The sequence below is a fragment of the Burkholderia sp. BCC0398 genome, assembly GCF_902833245.1.
GTDB classification, from domain to species: Bacteria; Pseudomonadota; Gammaproteobacteria; order Burkholderiales; family Burkholderiaceae; genus Burkholderia; species Burkholderia sola.
Genome location: NZ_CADFEM010000001.1, coordinates 139,008 through 156,417, shown reverse-complemented (window position 1 = coordinate 156,417; position 17,410 = coordinate 139,008). Strand labels below are relative to the sequence as shown.

Here is a 17,410-nt window from a genome sequence, read left to right as displayed (position 1 = left end):
GGCGGGCCCGTCAATCCATCGCCGCATGCGCGACGTCGACGCTCGCCGCTTTCTGCGGCGGGCGGATCAGCAGCAACAGCGGGATCATCAGCAACGTCGCGACGCGCGAGATCTTTCCGCAGATGCTGGAGGTGGGCGATACCGCCGCCGATGACGGGCTGCGCGGCTTCACGCCCGACGAGCGCGATACGCTGGTGCGGCTGACGGTACGCCGGTGCGCGGGTCAACCGGCCAGCGCCGCGAGCGTGTACGCCGCAAGGTAGAGCCCCGCGCCGTACGACAGATGCGTGACGAGGCTGCGCCGGCGCGCGACGCCCGGCCGCGGCGTGCGCGACGCCGCCATGCCGAAACCGAACGCCGGATGCATCACGAAGAACGGCGCGGCCACGCTCGCGAGCCCTGCCACGAGGGCGGGGAGCAGCGTCGGCGCGTCGATCCACGCCGGGCCGGCGATCAGCACGGGCAGTGCCGCGAACGCGATGCCGATCGCGTAATGCGCGACCCATCCGAGCACGCGTTCGCCGGGCACGGGCGCGGCGGTGACGATCGACGCATGCCGGAACCGGCCGTGCGTCATGTGGCCGAGCCAACGGCCGACCAGCGCGTAGTCGAGCGACGGAATGCCGAACGCACGCCGCCGGAACAGCGTCCACAGATCCATCACGAGCGTGGCGCCCGCGCCGATCAACAGCAGTTTGAGGAGGGCATCGGGCGTGCTCATCGCGCCCCTCCACAGCGGGCGGTGATGGCGATGCGGTACAGCGGAATGCGACGCGGTTTCAACGGTTTCATGACGGTTGGGGCTTGTCTTCGTGGAGTCGGGCGACTATCTTGCAACTTCAAGTTCACTTGAGGTCAAGCATGAGCCGACTGGACATTGCGGACGTCGCGCGGCGCACGGGATTGCCCGCGTCGACGCTGCGCTACTACGAGGAAAAGGGACTGATCGTTCCGATCGGCCGGCACGGGCTGCGGCGGCAATACGACGAGTCGGTGCTGGAGCGCCTGGCGCTGATCGCGCTCGGGCGGGAGGCCGGGTTCTCGCTCGATGACATCCTCGCGATGGTCGGCGCGGAGGGCCGGCCCGCGATCGACCGCGCGAAGCTCGACGGCAAGGCCGACGAGCTCGATCGCACGATCCGCCGTCTCGGCGCGGTACGCGACGCGCTGCGGCATGCGGCCGTGTGCCCGGCCGCGAACCATCTCGAATGCCCGTCGTTCCAGAAGCTGCTGCGCATTGCCGCGCATCGTCATCCGGCGCGCCGCGCGAAGGCGGAAGGTGCGTAGGCGGCGAGCCTGCGCGAAGCGGGCGGTGCGGTAGCGGTTCGGAGTGGTGCGGCAGGAGAGGCTACGTGGCGACGTGACGGGTTCGACCCGTCGAATCGCGAAAAGGCGGCGCGGCCTGTGCCGCCTTCGACGTCAGCGAAACCGCCGACGCCTGCATCACCCTGCGTAATACACGCGGCATTCCATCTCGCGCCCGCGCACGATCCGCTTGCCGGCAAGCGCGCCGTACGTTCCGGTGAACACGGTGCGCTGGTGCTCGCACTGCACGGCGTCGTAGAAGTAGAGCGACACCCAGTCGGTCGGGCGCCCGGCTTCCGGCGTGCGCATGGCCGCATGCTGGCTCAGCACCGTGAAATGCCAGCCGCCCTTGGTCATGTGCATCACGGGCGGCGGCACGTAACCGTCCGCGTTCAGGCGCCGGTGCGCGAGCGTCGGCAGCACGCCGGCGGCCGCCTTGTTGCGGTACTGGCGATCGATGTAAAGCAGCAGTTCGACGGGCGGCTCCGTGCCGGGGCCGGCATGTCGCATATGGCCTTGCCAGCGCCGGCGGCGGCTCAGCACGTCGTCGAGCGCGGCGCGGATGCCGACCGCGCGTCGCGGGCCGACGCCCGCGATCGTTTCGAGCTGGCCGTTGCGGGCCGCGCGTTCGAGCTCCTCCAGCGTGTCGATGTGCAGTGCGTCGTGAATGCGTAGCGCGAGCGCGTGGCCGATGCCCGGCACCGCTTCGAAGGCGGACGCGCGTTCCGCGTCGCCGCGCAAGCGGTCGAGCTGGCGCCAACGTCCCGTGACCAGCAACTCGGCGATCGCCTGCGCGACGCCCGCGCCGATGTCGGGCAGCGCGCCGAGCGCCTCGACGCCGCCGGTTTCGAACACGCCTCGAATGTCGCGGTCGAGCGCGCCGACCGTATCGGCCGCCGCGCGGTACGCGGCGACCCGATACGGGTTCGCGCCCTGGTCGACGAGCCACTGCGAGGCCTCGCGCAGGCAGGCCGCGACAGTCCGGTTTTCCTCGTACGTCTGGCTGACGGTCGACTGCATGGCAAGAGACCCGGAAAGCACAAACGGAATGGACGCGGCGAGCGACGCGCCGGTCGGCTGTCAACCATTGTCGCGACGCGCGATGAAGAAAACTTGATGCGCGTCAATGGCAAACGTAACACAGGCGCGCGGCGCACGGTCGTGCCGGAGTGCGGCATGACCGTGCGCCGCGCGCGATGCGGTTACGCGTCGAGAAACGACTGCGCGTTCTCGGCCTCGGCGGCCGTACGCAGCGCGGCGAGCGCCCGTTTCTCGATCTGCCGCACGCGCTCCCGCGACATCCCCGCATCCTGCGCGATCGCGTCGTAGGTGTCGGGCTCGGCGCCGCCGAGGCCGAACCGCCGGCGCAGCACGTCGGCCTCGGTCGGCGTGACCGAACGCAGCAGCGCCCGTACGCATTCGCGCATGCGCGTGTCGGCCAGTTGCTCGAACGGGCTGGCCGATGCCTGATCCTCGATCAGCTCCACGAGGCCGGTGTCCGCGTCGGGCAGCGGCGTGTCGAGCGAGACCGGCTCGGCGGGGAGTGCGAGCACCGCGCGCAGCTTGCCTTCGTCGAGGCCGGTTTCGGCCGCGAGCTCGGCCGGCGTGGCCCGCCGGCCGGTGCGCTGCCGAAAGCGCAGCGCATGCCGCTGCACGCGCTGGTACTGGTCGCCGACGTGCACCGGCACGCGGATCGTGCGCGAACGATCCGCGACCGCGCGCGCGATCGCCTGGCGAATCCACCAGGTCGCATAGGTCGAGAACTTGAACCCGCGCCGGTATTCGAATTTCTCGATCGCGCGCATCAGGCCGAGGCAACCGTCCTGCACGAGGTCGGACAGGTCGACGCCGCGGTTCAGGTACTTGCGCGCGATCGACAGCACGAGCCGCAGGTTCGCCTCGAGCATCGCACGCGTCGCGTCGCGGACCTTCTGCTGGCCGTCGCTCAGCGCGGCTGCGAGGGCGCGCCGCGCGACCGCGTCGAAGCCCGCGGCGTCGGTCGCCGACGGATCATCGCGGGCGGTGGCGAGTGCGCGCACGGCACGACTTGCGTCGTCGACGGCCGGCGCGACCCACGCGAGCGAACCCAGCAGGGTCGCCACGTGGTTGCGCGCGTCACGGTAGTCGGCCGAACGGCTGCCATGCGTATGCAACGCGTCGCGCAATGCCGACACCGCTGCGTGCAGCGCGTCGTAGCGGGCGGGCGCGGACGTTTCGCGATCCTCTTCATCGGGCGATCCGGTTGCACCCGTCGCGCGATGGCGCTCGAGCAGCGCGTCGACCGCGGGCGGATAGCCGGCAATCGCATGCAGTATCTGATGGCGGCCCGTCTCGATCTCGCGGGCGAGCACGATTTCGCCTTCGCGCGTGAGCAGCGGCACCGCATGCATGCGCCGCATGTACAGCGCGAGCGGATCGGTCGACGCGCTCGTGCCGCGCGCGAGGTCGCCGAGCATGGCGCGGCCTTCGTCGAGCGCGTCGCGATCGACCTCGACCGGCGCCGCGCCGGCGAACGGTGCAGGCACGGCCGGCTCGTCGAGTACCGCGATGCCGATGTCGGCCAGCGCGGCGCGCACGACCTCGAGCGCGTCGGGGCTGTCGCTTTCGGGCGGCAGCGCGTCGACGAGGTCGGCGTGCGTCAGATAACCCTGCTCGCCGGCAAGGGCCAGCAGCTGGATGATCGGATCGAGCGGTGTGTCCGCCCGGGGAGTGGGGCGTGGCGTAGTCATGTCGATGGCGGCGCGAGCCGCGTTCCTGTCAGGGCGGGCCGAAGCTCGCCGGTTTGCGGTTGCCGGTGGACCGCGGACGCCCGTCCGCGCCGGTCAGCCCGACATCGTCCAAGTTGAGGGCATTTGCGCCAACTTCAACGCCGGCGCCGCGGACGGGCCAGCACGCTGCGTGCCCGCGCGGCCGTCCGGCGCAGGAAACAAAAAGTAACCGATCATACGCGCGGAAATCTGCAGGGGACGTAAGCTAGAGTCAGGCGCGCGCCCGGCGGCGGCGCGCGGATTCTGCCGGAGTACGAGATGAACCCGATTTCCGCCGCGAGGCCCGCCGTCGTCGCGCTGGCCGCATTGACGCTGGGCGGCTGCTACTACACGAGCCCGTACGGTTATGCACCTTATTACGCGCCGGTGCCCGCCACGGTGACGCAGCGCGAGATCCCGGCCGCACCGACTGCGTCCGGTCCGGCCGCGTCGACCGTGCCGCAGGCGCAGGTCGACGCCGGCACGACGGTGCCCATGTACGTCGCCCCGGCCTACGTGCCGCCACCGTATCCGTATTACTACCCGGCGTACTACTCCGGCTGGTACGGGCCGCCCGTGACGATCGGCTTCTGGGGCCGCTGGGGCGGCGGATACTGGGGCGGGCGCGGCGGGTACTGGCATCGTCCGTGGGGCGGCGGGCATTGGGGTGGCGGTCACTGGGGTGGCGGCCATCGGCACTGACCGGCGCGCGGCGGCGCGGGAGAGCATCATGAGGAACACGATTGTCCGAAGTCTGTGCATCGTCCTGGCTGGCCTCGCGGCCGCGCCGGGCGTCGCCGATGCGCAGAGCAGCGCTTACACGAATTCGCCGGCCGAGCTGTATGCGGGGCCGGCGCCCGATTACCCGGTGGTCGCGCAGATTCCGCCCGGCACCGCGCTGGGCGTATTCGGTTGCCTGAGCGACTACACGTGGTGCGACGTCGCGCTGCCGGGCGTGCGCGGCTGGATCGATGCGCAACTGCTCGACTATCCGTATCAAGGCAGCTACGTGCCGTTGCTCGAGTACGGCGCGATCATCGGCGTGCCGGTGACCGGATTCGCGATCGGCGCGTACTGGGATCGTTATTACCGGCACCGCCCGTGGTATCCGGACCGCGACCGCTGGGCGCGCCGTCCGGAGCCGAGGCTCGGCCCCGGAGGCATGCCGCCGGCGCAAGGGCGTCCGCAACCGGGCGCGCCGATGCAGGTCGCGCCGGGCGGCCCGCCGCCCGTGCATGACACGCGGCCGTCGGCGACGCGCGGCGGCTGGAACGGTGCGAACCGGATGCCGGCGCCGGCCGCGCCAACGCCGATGCCGGGCGGAGCGGGCAACGCGCGTCCGGCCGGCCCGCCGCCGGCCGTGCTCCGGCCGCCGCCCGCGCCGGGCGGCGAGGCCCGCACGATGCCGCCGCCGGTGCGGCAGGGAGCCGGAGGTGGTGGCGGTTATGCGCAGCCGCAGGGCGGCGGAAACGGTGGCGGTAACCGCGGCGGCGGTGGCGGCGGCCCGGACGAACGCCGGCACTGACCGCGCCGGTGCCGCGGGTGCTCCGGCACCGGACGAAAAAAAGCCGCTCCGGAGAGCGGCTTCGGGATCAGGCAAGCGGGGGCGAGGTCACGCGCTACCGGTCGCTCGCAGCCCGCTGCGTCAGTCGTCGAGCAACGACAGATCGCGCACCGCGCCCTTGTCGGCCGACATGACCAGCTTCGCGTAGGCCTTCAGCGCCGCGGACACCTTGCGCGGACGCGACTGCGCGGGCTTCCAGCCCTTCGCGTTCTGCTCCTCGCGGCGGCGCGCCAGTTCCTCGTCCGATACCAGCACGTCGATCGTGCGGTTCGGAATGTCGATGCGGATCCGGTCGCCGTCGCGCACGAGGCCGATCGCGCCGCCCGCTGCCGCTTCCGGCGAGCAATGGCCGATCGACAAACCCGACGTACCGCCCGAGAAACGGCCGTCCGTCAGCAGCGCGCACGCCTTGCCGAGCCCCTTCGACTTGATGTAGCTGGTCGGGTAGAGCATTTCCTGCATGCCCGGGCCGCCCTTCGGGCCTTCGTAGCGCACGATCACCACGTCGCCGGCCTTGACCTTGTCGTTCAGGATGTTCTCGACCGCTTCGTCCTGCGATTCGGTCACGTGCGCCGAGCCTTCGAACACGAGGATGCTCTCGTCGACGCCGGCCGTCTTCACCACGCAGCCGTCGAGCGCGATGTTGCCCGTCAGCACCGCGAGGCCGCCTTCCTTCGAGAACGCATGCTCGTACGAGCGGATGCAGCCTTCGGCGCGGTCGAGGTCGAGGCTCGGCCAGCGCGTGTTCTGGCTGAACGCGACTTGCGTCGGAATCCCGGCCGGGCCGGCCTGGTAGAACGTGCGGACCGCTTCGTCCTGCGTGCGGACGATGTCCCACTGGTCGAGCGCATCCTTCAGCGTCGGCGCGTGCACGGTCGGCACGTCGGTGTGCAGCTTGCCGGCGCGGTCGAGTTCGCCGAGGATCGCCATGATGCCGCCTGCGCGGTGCACGTCCTCGATGTGGTACTTGTTCGTGTTCGGCGCCACCTTGCACAGCTGCGGCACGATGCGCGACAGCCGGTCGATGTCCTTCATCGTGAAGTCGATGCCGGCTTCCCGCGCGATCGCGAGCAAGTGCAGGATCGTGTTGGTCGAGCCGCCCATCGCGATGTCGAGCGTCATCGCGTTCTCGAACGCCTTGAAGCCGACCGCGCGCGGCAGCACGCGTTCGTCGTCCTGCTCGTAGTGCTGGCGCGTCAGTTCGACGATGCGGCGGCCGGCGCGCTTGAACAGTTGTTCGCGGTCGGCGTGCGTGGCGACCACCGTGCCGTTGCCGGGCAGCGACAGGCCGAGCGCTTCGGTCAGGCAGTTCATCGAGTTCGCGGTGAACATGCCCGAGCACGAACCGCAGGTCGGGCACGCCGAGCGTTCGACTTCGGCGACGTCGGCGTCCGAATACGACTGGTCGGCCGCGATCACCATCGCGTCGACGAGGTCGAGCTTCTTCAGTTCGATGGCCTTGGTGACCGGGTTCGCGAGGCGCGTCTTGCCGGCTTCCATCGGGCCGCCCGACACGAAGATCACCGGAATGTTCAGGCGCATCGCGGCCATCAGCATCCCCGGCGTGATCTTGTCGCAGTTCGAGATGCACACCATCGCGTCCGCGCAGTGCGCGTTCACCATGTATTCGACCGAGTCGGCGATGATGTCGCGGCTCGGCAGCGAATAGAGCATGCCGTCGTGGCCCATCGCGATGCCGTCGTCGACCGCGATCGTGTTGAATTCCTTCGCGACGCCGCCCGCGGCTTCGATCTCGCGCGCGACGAGCTGGCCGAGATCCTTCAGGTGCACGTGCCCGGGCACGAATTGCGTGAACGAGTTGACGACCGCGACGATCGGTTTCGAGAAATCGTCGTCTTTCATGCCGGTGGCGCGCCACAGCGAGCGCGCACCTGCCATGTTGCGGCCGGCGGTGGAGGTTTTGGAACGGTAAGTGGGCATGGTGATGGCTGAAGAAATATCGCGGGAAAAGGGTGGAGGCTCGGGGAATAAAGGCCTCTCTCGCGCCCGTGCGAACAACCTCTTGAGCTGCGCCCTGGGCAAACTCCGCGATTATCCCACAGCCGCCGGGCGGGCGGCGCCGGCGGGAGCGGGCGGCGCGGGCGGTGCAGCGGACAGCGGCCGACTGCGCCGACTGCGCGAGTCCTACCAGACCCGGCAAACACGAAGCCCGACGCAGGCCATCGCCGGCGCAACCGGGCGGCGGCTCCGTCGCCCGTTCCGCCGACGATGAAGCCGCGCCGCTCGATCGCGCATCAATCGAGCAACGTCAGGATCTCGTCGTACAGCGGCTTCGGAATCCGCACCCCATTTGCGATGCTGCGCGCGCGGGCGTCGAAGCGCCGTTGCGACGGCAGCCGCGCGCCCTGCGCGACGATCGATTCGAACATCCGCTCGCCGCGCGCGAGCCCCGCGTCGAGATCGTCGCCGAGAAACACGTTCGGATCGAACGCGATCACGAGTTCGCCGTGGCACGGCGTCGCGCCGACGCCTTCGTCGAAGTCCATCGATTCCCGGCTCGTCATGTCGCCGATCAGCGCGCCGCCGAGCAGCTCGACCATCGCCGCGAGCGCCGACCCCTTGTGGCCGCCGAACGTGCGCATCGCGCCTTGCAGCGCGGCCTTCGGGTCGGTGGTCGGCTGGCCGTCCGCGTCGATCGCCCAGTGCGCCGGAATCGCCTTGCCCTGTTTCGCGTGCAGCTCAATGTCGCCGCGCGCGATCGCGCTCGTCGCGAAATCGAACACGAACGGCTCGCCGCCCGGGCGCGGCCACGCGAACGCGATCGGGTTGGTGCCGAACACGGGCTCGCGGCCGCCTTCCGGCGCCACCCAGCTATGGCTCGGGTTCATCGCGATGCCGACCAGCCCTTCGGCGGCGATCGCCTCGACCTCCGGCCACAGCGCGGAGAAGTGATAGCAGTGGTTGATCGCCATCGCGGCGATGCCGTGCTGCTTCGCCATCTCGACCAGCACGGGCAGCCCGGTCTCGAAGCTCAGCAGCGAGAAGCCGCGATGCGCGTCGACCGCGACGACCGACGACGACAGCCGGCGCAACGTCGGCACGGCCTGCGGATCGACCTTGCCTTTCTTCAGCGACCGCACGCAGACGAGCAGCCGGTACACGCCGTGCGAATGGCATTCGTCGCGCTGGCCCTGCGTGATCACGTTGGCGATGGCGCGCGCATGCGCGTCGGACATCCCGTTGTGCGTCAGCACGCGCAGCGCGAGCGCGTGGACTTCGTCGAGCGACAGCACGACTTCGGCGGTGCGCTCAGCCATGGTTCACCTCGCGCGGGGCGGGCACGCCGTCGATGCGTTGCGGCACGTGCAGCGGATTGCTGCTGCGGAGCGCGTCCGGCAGCAGCGCGTCCGGCACGTCCTGGTACGACACGGGGCGCAGGAAGCGCTCGATCGCGCGTGCGCCGACCGACGTCGTGCGCGTGTCGGACGTCGCCGGGAACGGGCCGCCGTGCACCATCGCATGGCCGACTTCGACGCCCGTGCCGAAGCCGTTGACGAGAATGCGGCCGGCCTTGCGTTCGAGCGTCGGGCGCAGCGCGGCGAACAGCGCCGCGTCGCCGTCGGCGAGATGCGCGGCGATCGTCAACTGGCCTTCGAGCGATTTCAGCACGCGATGCAGCGTGTCGGCGTCCGCGCAGCGCACGATCAGCGACGCGGGGCCGAACACTTCGTCGCGCAGTTCGGGGTGCGCGATGAACGCGTCGGCGGAGGTCGCGAACAGCGCCGCGCGGGCCTGATGGCGGCCGCCTTCGACGCCTTCGGCCAGCCGTTCGACGGCCGAGTGATCGCGCAGCGCCGCGACGCCTTGCGCATAGCTCGCGTGGATGGCCGGTGTCAGCATCGTTTGCGCGGCGACGGCGCGCACGGCATCGGCCGCTGCGGCTTCGAACGCGCGCAGCGCGGGGCCGTCGACCGCGAGCACGAGGCCCGGATTCGTGCAGAACTGCCCGGCGCCGAGCGTGAGCGACGCGACGAACTGCGATGCGATGGTGTCGTGACGCGCATCGAGCGCGGCCGGAAACAGCAGCACCGGGTTGATCGAGCTCATTTCCGCATAGACCGGAATCGGTTCGGCTCGCGCCGCAGCGATATGCATCAGCGCCACGCCGCCACGGCGCGAGCCGGTGAAGCCGACGGCCTTGATGCGCGGATCGGCGACGAGCGCCTGGCCGATCTCGCGCGATGCGTCGAACAGCAGCGAGAACACGCCGGCCGGCATCCCGCATTCGCGCGCGGCCTGCTGGATCGCGCGGCCGACGAGCTCCGACGTGCCCGGATGCGCGGAATGCGCCTTGACGATCACCGGGCAGCCGGCCGCCAGCGCCGACGCCGTGTCGCCGCCGGCCACCGAGAACGCGAGCGGGAAGTTCGACGCGCCGAACACGGCGACGGGCCCGAGCGCAACGTTGCGCAGCCGCAGGTCGACGCGCGGCAGCGGCTTGCGCTCGGGGCGTGCCGGGTCGATCCGCGCGTCGAGAAAGCCGCCGTCCCGCACGAGCGACGCGAACAGCGCGAGCTGGCCGACCGTACGGCCGCGTTCGCCCTCGATGCGCGCGCGCGGCAGTCCCGTTTCGACGATGCAGCGCTCGATCAGGTCGTCGCCGAGCGCGATGATGTGGCGGCCGATCGCGTCGAGGAACGCGGCGCGTGCTTCGAGCGACGTCTCGCGATAGGTGTCGAACGCGTCGTCGGCGAGTGCGCACGCCGTTTCCAGATCGTGCAGGCTCGCGCCGCCGAAGGCCGGTTCGAGCGGCTCGCCGGTGGCGGCGGCGAGCGCGTGGAGGGTGCCGTTCTGTCCGGCGACGGCCGACTGGCCGATCAGGAGCTGACCTGTGAGTTGCATGGTTTTCCTCGAAAAAAGCAGGGCCGGGCGTGGGGCGCCCGGCCAATGGAAGGGGAAAGGGTGCGGGCGCGTCAGTCCTCGTCGTCGTCGAGTTGCAGCTTGTCGGCGCGCACGCCGGTGTTCGCGCCCCAGTAGTAGATGACGAGCGCGACGGCCGCGACGACGACCGTGTCGTACGGATGCGCGAGCCGGCCCGTGCCGCCGAAGCCGCCGAGATACGACAGCACGATCATCGCCGCATAGAACGCGATCAGCCACGCGGACGAACGCACCTGCTCGGCGAGGCTCAGGTGCGCGGTCGGCACCCAGCGGCGGCACGCGAGATAGACGACGAACATCGCGATTTGCAGCCCGAGCAGCCAGGACACCGTGCTCCAGCCCGACCAGTAGACGATCAGCGCGGCGATCACGAACGACGCGGGGCCGGTGAGGCCGAACGCGCTGGCGCGGAACGGCCGCGGCAGGTCGGGCGCGGTGCGGCGCAGCGCGGCGACCGACACGGGCGCGACCGCATAGCTCAACACCAGCGCGGCCGACACGATGTTGATCAGCGCTTCCCACGACGGGAACGGCAGCGTCCAGAAGATCGCGAGGCCGAACGTGAGCCACAGGCCCGCGCGCGGGATGCCCGACGCTTCGTCGACGCGCGTGAACACCTTGAAGAACGTGCCCGTTTTCGCCCAGCCGTAGACCACGCGCGGCGTCGCGTTCATGTAGATGTTGCCGCAGCCGCTCGGCGAGATCATCGCGTCGGCGACGACCATCACCGCGAGCCAGCCGACGCCGAGCGCGAGCGCGATGTCGCGGTACGGCAGCGAGAACGCCTTGTTCACGTCGTGCCAGCCGGCGGCGAGCATGTCGGTGGGAATGCTGCCGATGAACGCGAGTTGCAGCAGCACGTAGATCAGCGTCGACAGCAGGATCGACAGGATCAGCGCGATCGGGATCGTGCGCTGCGGATTGCGCACCTCGCTCGCGACCGACACGATCGGCGTGAGCCCCAGATACGCGAAGATAATGCCGCCCGCGGACACGGCCATCTCGATGCCCGGCATGCCGAACGGCGCGAAGCCGTGCACGGTCAGGTTCGCAGGCCTGAAGAACGTGAACAGCACGCCGATCACCGCGAGCGGCACGATGAACTTGAAGATGCTGATGATGTTGTTCGCCTTCGCGAACGTCTTCACGCTCGAATAGTTCAAGTAAAAGAAGAAGCAGAGCAGCGCGGCCTGCACGAGCCAGCCGAGCGTGGTCGGGTCGCTCGATCCTTCGACCGTCAGGCCCGGAAACCACGCGGCCGCATACTGGCGCGCGGCGACGACTTCGATTGCGATCAGGCTCGAGAACGCGATCAGCGTGATGAAGCCCATCAGGTAGCCGAGCAGCGGGCCGTGCGAGAACACCGGGTAGCGCACCACGCCGCCCGCGCGCGGCAGCGCGGCGCCGAGTTCGCAGTAGACGATGCCGAGCAGCAGCACCGCGAAGCCGCCGAGCAGCCACGAAAAGATGCCGGCCGGGCCCGCGATCGTCGACACGTGACTCGCGGCGAACAGCCACCCCGAACCGAAAATGGCGCCGAGACCGATGAACGTGAGATCGGTCAGCGACAGCTGTTTCTTGAACTTGCCGTGACCCACGCCGGGGCGCGCGGAACGGGAAAGCGGGACAGACGGGTGTGCATTGCCTTGGCCTGGCATGGGCGTGTCTCCTGGAGGGAATATCGGCACAGGCTTGAGGTGCGCCGCGCTCCGACGGAGCAGCCGCGCCTGCCTGTCGGCCGGCAACGCCCGGTTCGAGCGACCGGGGCGGGCTGCGGGACATTCACGCGCGGCGCGGGCTGGCGCCGGGGGCGAACGGGCCCGCAGGCCATGCCGGACCGGAGACGGCGGCGCGCAGGCGAAATGCCCGCGCACCGCCGCCGCAGAGGCGTCGATCAGAGACCGACGTCGGGCAGCGCCGGGCGCGTGTCGAGCGCCTTCGCGACGATCGCCTTCACTTCCGCGAGCGTCTCGCCTTGCAGCGCGAGGCGCGGCGGACGCGTGACCGCGCTGCCGCGGCCGACGAGTTCTTCGCACAGCTTGATGCACTGCACGAGGTCCGGGCGTGCGTCGAGGTGCAGCAGCGGCATGAACCAGCGATACAGCGCGAGCGCTTCGTCGAAGCGCTTCTGCTTCGCGAGGCGGAACAGCGTCTCGCCTTCCTTCGGGAACGCGTTCGACATGCCCGATACCCAGCCTTCGGCGCCGACCGCGATGCTCTCGACCACGACGTCGTCGAGGCCCGCGAACAGCACGAAGCGATCGCCGACCGCGTTGCGCAGGTCGATGAAGCGGCGCGTATCGCCCGACGAATCCTTGAAGCAGACGATGTTCTCGCAGTCCTGCAGCGCGATCAGCACGTCGGGCGTCACGTCGTTCTTGTAGATCGGCGGGTTGTTGTAGACCATCACCGGCAGGTCGGTGCTCGTTGCGACCGCGCGGAAGTGCGCGGCGGTTTCGTGCGGCTTCGCCGAGTAGACGAGCGCGGGCATCACCATCACGCCGTCGACGCCGACGCGCTGCGCTTCGCGCACCGTGTTGCGCGCGAATTCGGTCGTGAATTCGGCGATGCCGGCGATCACCGGAATCTTGCCGCCGGCCGCGTCGCGTGCGGCCTCGATCACCTGGAGTTTCTCGCTCGTCGACAGCGACGTGTTTTCGCCGACCGTGCCGCAGACCACGAGGCCCGACACGCCGTCGTTCACCAGGTTCTTGACCACGCGGTGCGTGGCGTCGATGTCGAGGGAAAAGTCCGGCTTGAACTGGGTGCTGACGGCCGGGAAAACCCCGGTCCACTGAATGGCTTTGCGGCTCACTGAAATCTCCTACGTTCGTATCGGTCGGCCGACGGGTGTGTCGGTGTGGCAACCAGTATCGCCGCGCAAACGTCCATCACGCTTGAGTCGTATCGCGGAGCAAAATGACGAAATCGGCACAGCGGCCGGCAGGGGCGCGAAGGGCGCGTCGCACTATGCCGATTTCGTCGTCGTCCTCATCGAAAAGCCACAAGCGGACGGACGCGCGACGGAGGAAGCTATGCTCCTTTCCCCACTTCGGACAGCTCATGATGAAGCGCATCCAGATCATCGATTCGCACACGGGCGGCGAACCCACTCGGCTCGTCGTGTCCGGTTTTCCGTCGCTCGGCAACGGCACGATGGCCGAGCGCCGCGACGTGCTCGCGCGCGAGCACGACCGCTACCGCACCGCATGCATCCTCGAGCCGCGCGGCAGCGACGTGCTGGTCGGCGCGCTGCTGTGCGACCCGGTGTCGGCCGACGCGGCGGCCGGCGTGATCTTCTTCAACAATAGCGGCTATCTCGGGATGTGCGGGCACGGCACGATCGGCGTCGTGCGCACGCTGCATCACATGGGGCGCATTGCGCCCGGCGTGCACCGGATCGAGACGCCGGTCGGCACCGTCGAGGCGACCCTGCACGACGACCTGTCGGTCAGCGTGCGCAACGTGCCCGCGTATCGCCATGCGCAGGGCGTCGCGCTCGACGTGCCGGGATACGGCCCCGTGAAGGGCGACGTCGCGTGGGGCGGCAACTGGTTCTTCCTGATCAGCGACCACGGGCAGCGCGTCGCCGGCGACAACGTCGCGGCGCTCACCGCGTATGCGTCGGCCGTGCGCGAAGGGCTCGAACGCGCGGGCATCACCGGTGCGAACGGCGGCGAGATCGATCACATCGAGCTGTTCGCCGACGATCCCGCGCACGACAGCCGCAGCTTCGTGCTGTGCCCGGGCCTTGCCTACGACCGTTCGCCGTGCGGCACCGGCACCAGCGCGAAGCTCGCGTGCCTCGCGGCCGACGGCAAGCTCGCGCCCGGCGTCGTGTGGCGGCAGGCGAGCGTGATCGGCAGTGTGTTCCACGCAAGCTACGAGTTGGCCGACGGCGGCATCGTGCCGACGATTCGCGGCAGCGCGCACCTGAGCGCGGAAGCGACGCTGCTGATCGACGAAGACGATCCGTTCGGCTGGGGCATCGGGTCGTGAGCGAAACGAAGACCGACGTCGTCGTGATCGGCGCCGGCATCGTCGGCGCGGCGTGCGCGCACGAACTCGCGCAGCGCGGGCCGCGCGTGCTAGTCGTCGACGACGCGAGCGGCGGCGCGACCGGCACGGGCATGGGGCACCTCGTCGCGATGGACGACAACGCGGCCGAGCTCGCGCTGAGCCATTACTCGATCGGACTGTGGCGCGCGTTGAGTGGCGAGATGCCCGACGGCTGCGCATACCGCAACTGCGGCACGCTGTGGCTCGCGGCCGATGCGCACGAAATGGATCTGGCGCGCGCGAAGCAGGCGACGCTCGCTGCCCACGGCGTGGCCGGGGAGCTGATCGACGCGGCGGCGCTCGCGCGACTGGAGCCGATGCTGCGCGCGGGCCTCGGCGGCGCGCTGAGGATTCCGGGCGACGCGATCCTCTATGCGCCCGTCACCGCGAACTGGCTGCTGCAGCGCGCGCCGCGCATCACGTTGCGCCGCGAGCGGGCCGTCGCGATCGACGGCCCTGGCGTGACGCTCGCGAGCGGGGACGTGCTGCGCGCGGAGCGTGTGGTCGTCGCGAATGGCGTCGCGGCGCGTACGCTGCTGCCCGAACTGCCGCTGCGCCCGAAAAAGGGCCATCTGCTGATTACCGACCGTTATCCGGGCCACGTGTCGCACCAGCTCGTCGAGCTCGGCTATGCGGCGAGCGCGCACGCAAGCGACGGCACGTCCGTCGCGTTCAACGTGCAGCCGCGGCCGACCGGCCAGCTGCTGATCGGCTCGTCGCGCCAGTTCGACACCGAGGACGCGCAGGTGGAGCCGCCGGTGCTCGCGCGGATGCTGCGCCGCGCGGTCGGCTATCTGCCGGATCTGGCCGACCTGAACGGCATCCGCGCATGGACCGGCTTCCGCTCCGCGAGCCCCGACGGCCTGCCGCTGCTCGGCGAGCACCCGGCGCGGCCGGGCGTGTGGCTCGCGGTCGGGCATGAAGGGCTCGGCGTGACGACCGCGCCGGGCAGCGCGCGGCTCGTCGCCGCGCTGATGGCCGGCGAGCGGCCGCCCATCGATATCGAACCGTATTTGCCGGGACGCTTCCTGAGCGCGTCCCTCGTCACCGGAGCGCTGACATGAAACGACCCCCACGCTCACTTTGTTCGCTGTCGACCGGAGTTGGTGCATCAGCGCTTACTCCGGTCCCATGCAACGCTCCCCCCGAGGGGGCGGTCAGCCGCCCACGGCCGGCTTTGCAAAGCCGGCCGGCTACGCAGGCGCAGAGCGATGCTCTGCGAATTCCCTGCTACGCCCTTGGCGCGGCCCGGCGGCGGAGGCTGACATGATCATTCATCTGGACGGCCGCGCGCTGACGGTGGCCGACGGCGCGACCGTCGCGGCCGTCGTCGCGGCGAGCGGCGACGACACGACGCGCGTGTCGTGCACGGGCGCGGCGCGCGCGCCGTTTTGCGGGATGGGCATTTGCCAGGAATGCCGGATGACGATCGACGGCCGCCGCCGGCTCGCGTGCCAGACGCTGTGCCGCGACGGCATGCAGGTGGAGCGCACGCGATGAAACAGGAACGACTGAGCGTCGACGTCGCGATCGTCGGCGCGGGTCCGGCCGGGCTGTCGGCCGCGCGGGCCGCCGCGCGAAGCGGCGCGACCGTTGCGATCGTCGACGACAACCCGCGTGCGGGCGGGCAGATCTGGCGGCAGCCGGCAGCGGCTGTACCGACGCCGGCCGCCGCCGAACGCGTCGCCGTGCTGCGACAGCCGAACGTCACGCACCTCGCGGCGACCCGAATCGTCGCCGAAACGCAGCCGGGCACGCTGCTGCTCGAAGACGACGAACGCGGGCTGCTGCTCGATTTCCGGACGCTGATTCTCTGCTGCGGCGCGCGCGAGCTGCTGCTGCCGTTTCCGGGCTGGACCCTGCCGGGCGTGACCGGCGCGGGCGGCTTGCAGGCGCTGATCAAATACGGGCTCGACGTGCGCGGGCAGCGTACGGTGATCGCGGGCAGCGGGCCCCTGTTGTTGGCCAGCGCGGCGACGGCCCGGCAGGCCGGCGCGCGCGTGTCGCACGTGGTCGAACAGGCCGCATGGGGCGACGTGGCCGGCTTCGGCGCGGGGCTGTGGCGCTGGCCGTCGAAGCTCGCGCAGGCCGCGAAGCTCGTTACGACCGCGTATCGGCCCGCTGCGCACGTCGTCGAGGCATTCGGCGATAAGCGGCTCGAACGCGTGCGAATTCGCCAGGGCGATCGCGAATTCGACGTCGACTGCGACCGGCTCGCGTGCGGCTTCGGCCTCGTGCCGAACACCGTGTTGCCGCGTCATCTCGGCTGCCGGATCGACAACGGCGCGGTGGCGGTCGACGCGCACCAGCGCACGAGCCGCGACGGATGTTTCGCGGCGGGCGAGTGCACGGGCGTCGGCGGCAGCGAGCTGGCGATGGTCGAAGGCGAGATCGCCGGCTATGCGGCGACCGGGCAGACCGCACAACTGGCCGCGCTGGTTGCACGCCGCGCGCACTGGCAGGCGTTCGCGGATGCCGTGCGCGAGCGCTTCGCGATCCGGGAGCCGATCCGCCGGCTCGCGCGACCCGACACGCTGCTGTGTCGTTGCGAAGACGTGCGGTTCGATGCGGTCGCGCGGGAACCGGGCTGGACGGCCGCCAAACTGCAATCGCGCTGCGGGATGGGCGCGTGCCAGGGCCGCGTGTGCGGCGCGGCCGCGCAGGCGTTGTTCGGCTGGACGCCGCTGGCGCCGCGCACGCCGCTCGTGCCCGCGCGGGTCGGCACGCTGATGCTCGACGGCACGGAATCCTGCGACCGCGCGTGACGCATGCAGCGTCGCGGTGATGCGGCCCGGTTCAGGCCGGGCCGCGCCTTTTACTCTTCCTCCACTTC

At 70.4% G+C, this 17,410-nt stretch carries 15 protein-coding genes and 1 pseudogene; 7 read left to right on the top strand and 9 right to left on the bottom strand.

Translation table 11 applies throughout. The features are described from left to right. Positions 1 to 10 precede the first annotated feature (10 nt). Both HWX76_RS00665 and HWX76_RS00660 read right to left on the bottom strand, forming a co-directional pair. Positions 11 to 115 (bottom strand): annotated as a pseudogene (locus HWX76_RS00665) (multidrug transporter); the annotation flags it as partial. Between the two features lie 108 nt (positions 116 to 223). Continuing rightward, on the bottom strand, positions 224 to 721 hold the full coding sequence (locus HWX76_RS00660) for a DUF2938 domain-containing protein (RefSeq protein WP_176015352.1): 498 nt from the start codon (positions 719 to 721) through the stop codon (positions 224 to 226). 140 nt (positions 722 to 861) lie between these two features. Here HWX76_RS00660 and HWX76_RS00655 point away from each other — a divergent pair, with 140 nt between their 5' ends. After that, positions 862 to 1,287 (top strand): helix-turn-helix domain-containing protein, encoded by a 426-nt coding sequence (locus HWX76_RS00655; protein ID WP_089489272.1) that lies wholly within the window; start codon positions 862 to 864, stop codon positions 1,285 to 1,287. Between the two features lie 156 nt (positions 1,288 to 1,443). Here HWX76_RS00655 and HWX76_RS00650 read toward each other — a convergent pair whose 3' ends face one another. Further along, on the bottom strand, positions 1,444 to 2,325 hold the full coding sequence (locus HWX76_RS00650) for a helix-hairpin-helix domain-containing protein (RefSeq protein ID WP_050010774.1): 882 nt from the start codon (positions 2,323 to 2,325) through the stop codon (positions 1,444 to 1,446). A 182-nt stretch (positions 2,326 to 2,507) separates the two neighbouring features. Beyond that, a complete protein-coding gene (locus HWX76_RS00645) occupies positions 2,508 to 4,034 on the bottom strand; it encodes a sigma-70 family RNA polymerase sigma factor (protein ID WP_124554123.1) in 1,527 nt (508 codons plus the stop codon). A 297-nt stretch (positions 4,035 to 4,331) separates the two neighbouring features. Between HWX76_RS00645 and HWX76_RS00640 the strand changes: the two genes are divergently transcribed. Continuing rightward, the gene (locus HWX76_RS00640) at positions 4,332 to 4,754 is read left to right on the top strand and encodes a hypothetical protein (protein ID WP_176015351.1); all 423 of its coding nucleotides are present in this window, start codon (positions 4,332 to 4,334) and stop codon (positions 4,752 to 4,754) included. Between the two features lie 28 nt (positions 4,755 to 4,782). Beyond that, positions 4,783 to 5,577 carry an SH3 domain-containing protein gene (locus tag HWX76_RS00635; RefSeq protein ID WP_176015350.1) on the top strand — a complete coding sequence of 265 codons (795 nt, stop codon included), beginning with the start codon at positions 4,783 to 4,785 and terminating at the stop codon, positions 5,575 to 5,577. A 120-nt stretch (positions 5,578 to 5,697) separates the two neighbouring features. On the opposite strand, the gene ilvD is transcribed toward HWX76_RS00635, so the two are convergent. The 5 genes from ilvD to HWX76_RS00610 form a co-directional block, all read right to left on the bottom strand. Beyond that, positions 5,698 to 7,557 carry a dihydroxy-acid dehydratase gene (gene ilvD / locus HWX76_RS00630; RefSeq protein ID WP_050010780.1) on the bottom strand — a complete coding sequence of 620 codons (1,860 nt, stop codon included), beginning with the start codon at positions 7,555 to 7,557 and terminating at the stop codon, positions 5,698 to 5,700. A gap of 314 nt (positions 7,558 to 7,871) precedes the next feature. Beyond that, positions 7,872 to 8,894, bottom strand: coding sequence for an Ldh family oxidoreductase (locus HWX76_RS00625; RefSeq protein WP_050010782.1), 1,023 nt, complete (start codon positions 8,892 to 8,894; stop codon positions 7,872 to 7,874). Beyond that, complete coding sequence (locus HWX76_RS00620) at positions 8,887 to 10,479, bottom strand: aldehyde dehydrogenase (NADP(+)) (protein ID WP_124638535.1); 1,593 nt, start codon at positions 10,477 to 10,479, stop codon at positions 8,887 to 8,889. Before HWX76_RS00620 ends, HWX76_RS00625 begins: the two co-directional genes overlap by 8 nt. A 71-nt stretch (positions 10,480 to 10,550) precedes the next feature. Further along, entirely contained in the window at positions 10,551 to 12,176 is a 1,626-nt protein-coding gene (locus HWX76_RS00615; RefSeq protein WP_176015349.1) for an APC family permease, read from the bottom strand. A gap of 236 nt (positions 12,177 to 12,412) precedes the next feature. Further along, positions 12,413 to 13,333, bottom strand: a complete 921-nt coding sequence (locus tag HWX76_RS00610) for a dihydrodipicolinate synthase family protein (RefSeq protein ID WP_089489277.1) — start codon at positions 13,331 to 13,333, stop codon at positions 12,413 to 12,415. Between the two features lie 251 nt (positions 13,334 to 13,584). Between HWX76_RS00610 and HWX76_RS00605 the strand changes: the two genes are divergently transcribed. From HWX76_RS00605 to HWX76_RS00590, 4 genes are all read left to right on the top strand, one after another. Beyond that, positions 13,585 to 14,517: a 4-hydroxyproline epimerase gene (locus HWX76_RS00605; protein ID WP_050011078.1), complete on the top strand. Its 933-nt coding sequence runs from the start codon at positions 13,585 to 13,587 to the stop codon at positions 14,515 to 14,517. Further along, positions 14,514 to 15,641, top strand: a complete 1,128-nt coding sequence (locus HWX76_RS00600; protein ID WP_176015348.1) for an FAD-dependent oxidoreductase — start codon at positions 14,514 to 14,516, stop codon at positions 15,639 to 15,641. The genes HWX76_RS00605 and HWX76_RS00600 overlap by 4 nt, the downstream gene beginning before the upstream one ends. 202 nt (positions 15,642 to 15,843) lie before the next feature. Then, on the top strand, positions 15,844 to 16,077 hold the full coding sequence (locus HWX76_RS00595) for a 2Fe-2S iron-sulfur cluster-binding protein (RefSeq protein WP_050010794.1): 234 nt from the start codon (positions 15,844 to 15,846) through the stop codon (positions 16,075 to 16,077). Continuing rightward, positions 16,074 to 17,342, top strand: a complete 1,269-nt coding sequence (locus HWX76_RS00590) for an FAD/NAD(P)-binding oxidoreductase (protein ID WP_176015347.1) — start codon at positions 16,074 to 16,076, stop codon at positions 17,340 to 17,342. The genes HWX76_RS00595 and HWX76_RS00590 overlap by 4 nt, the downstream gene beginning before the upstream one ends. Positions 17,343 to 17,410: the final 68 nt, after the last annotated feature.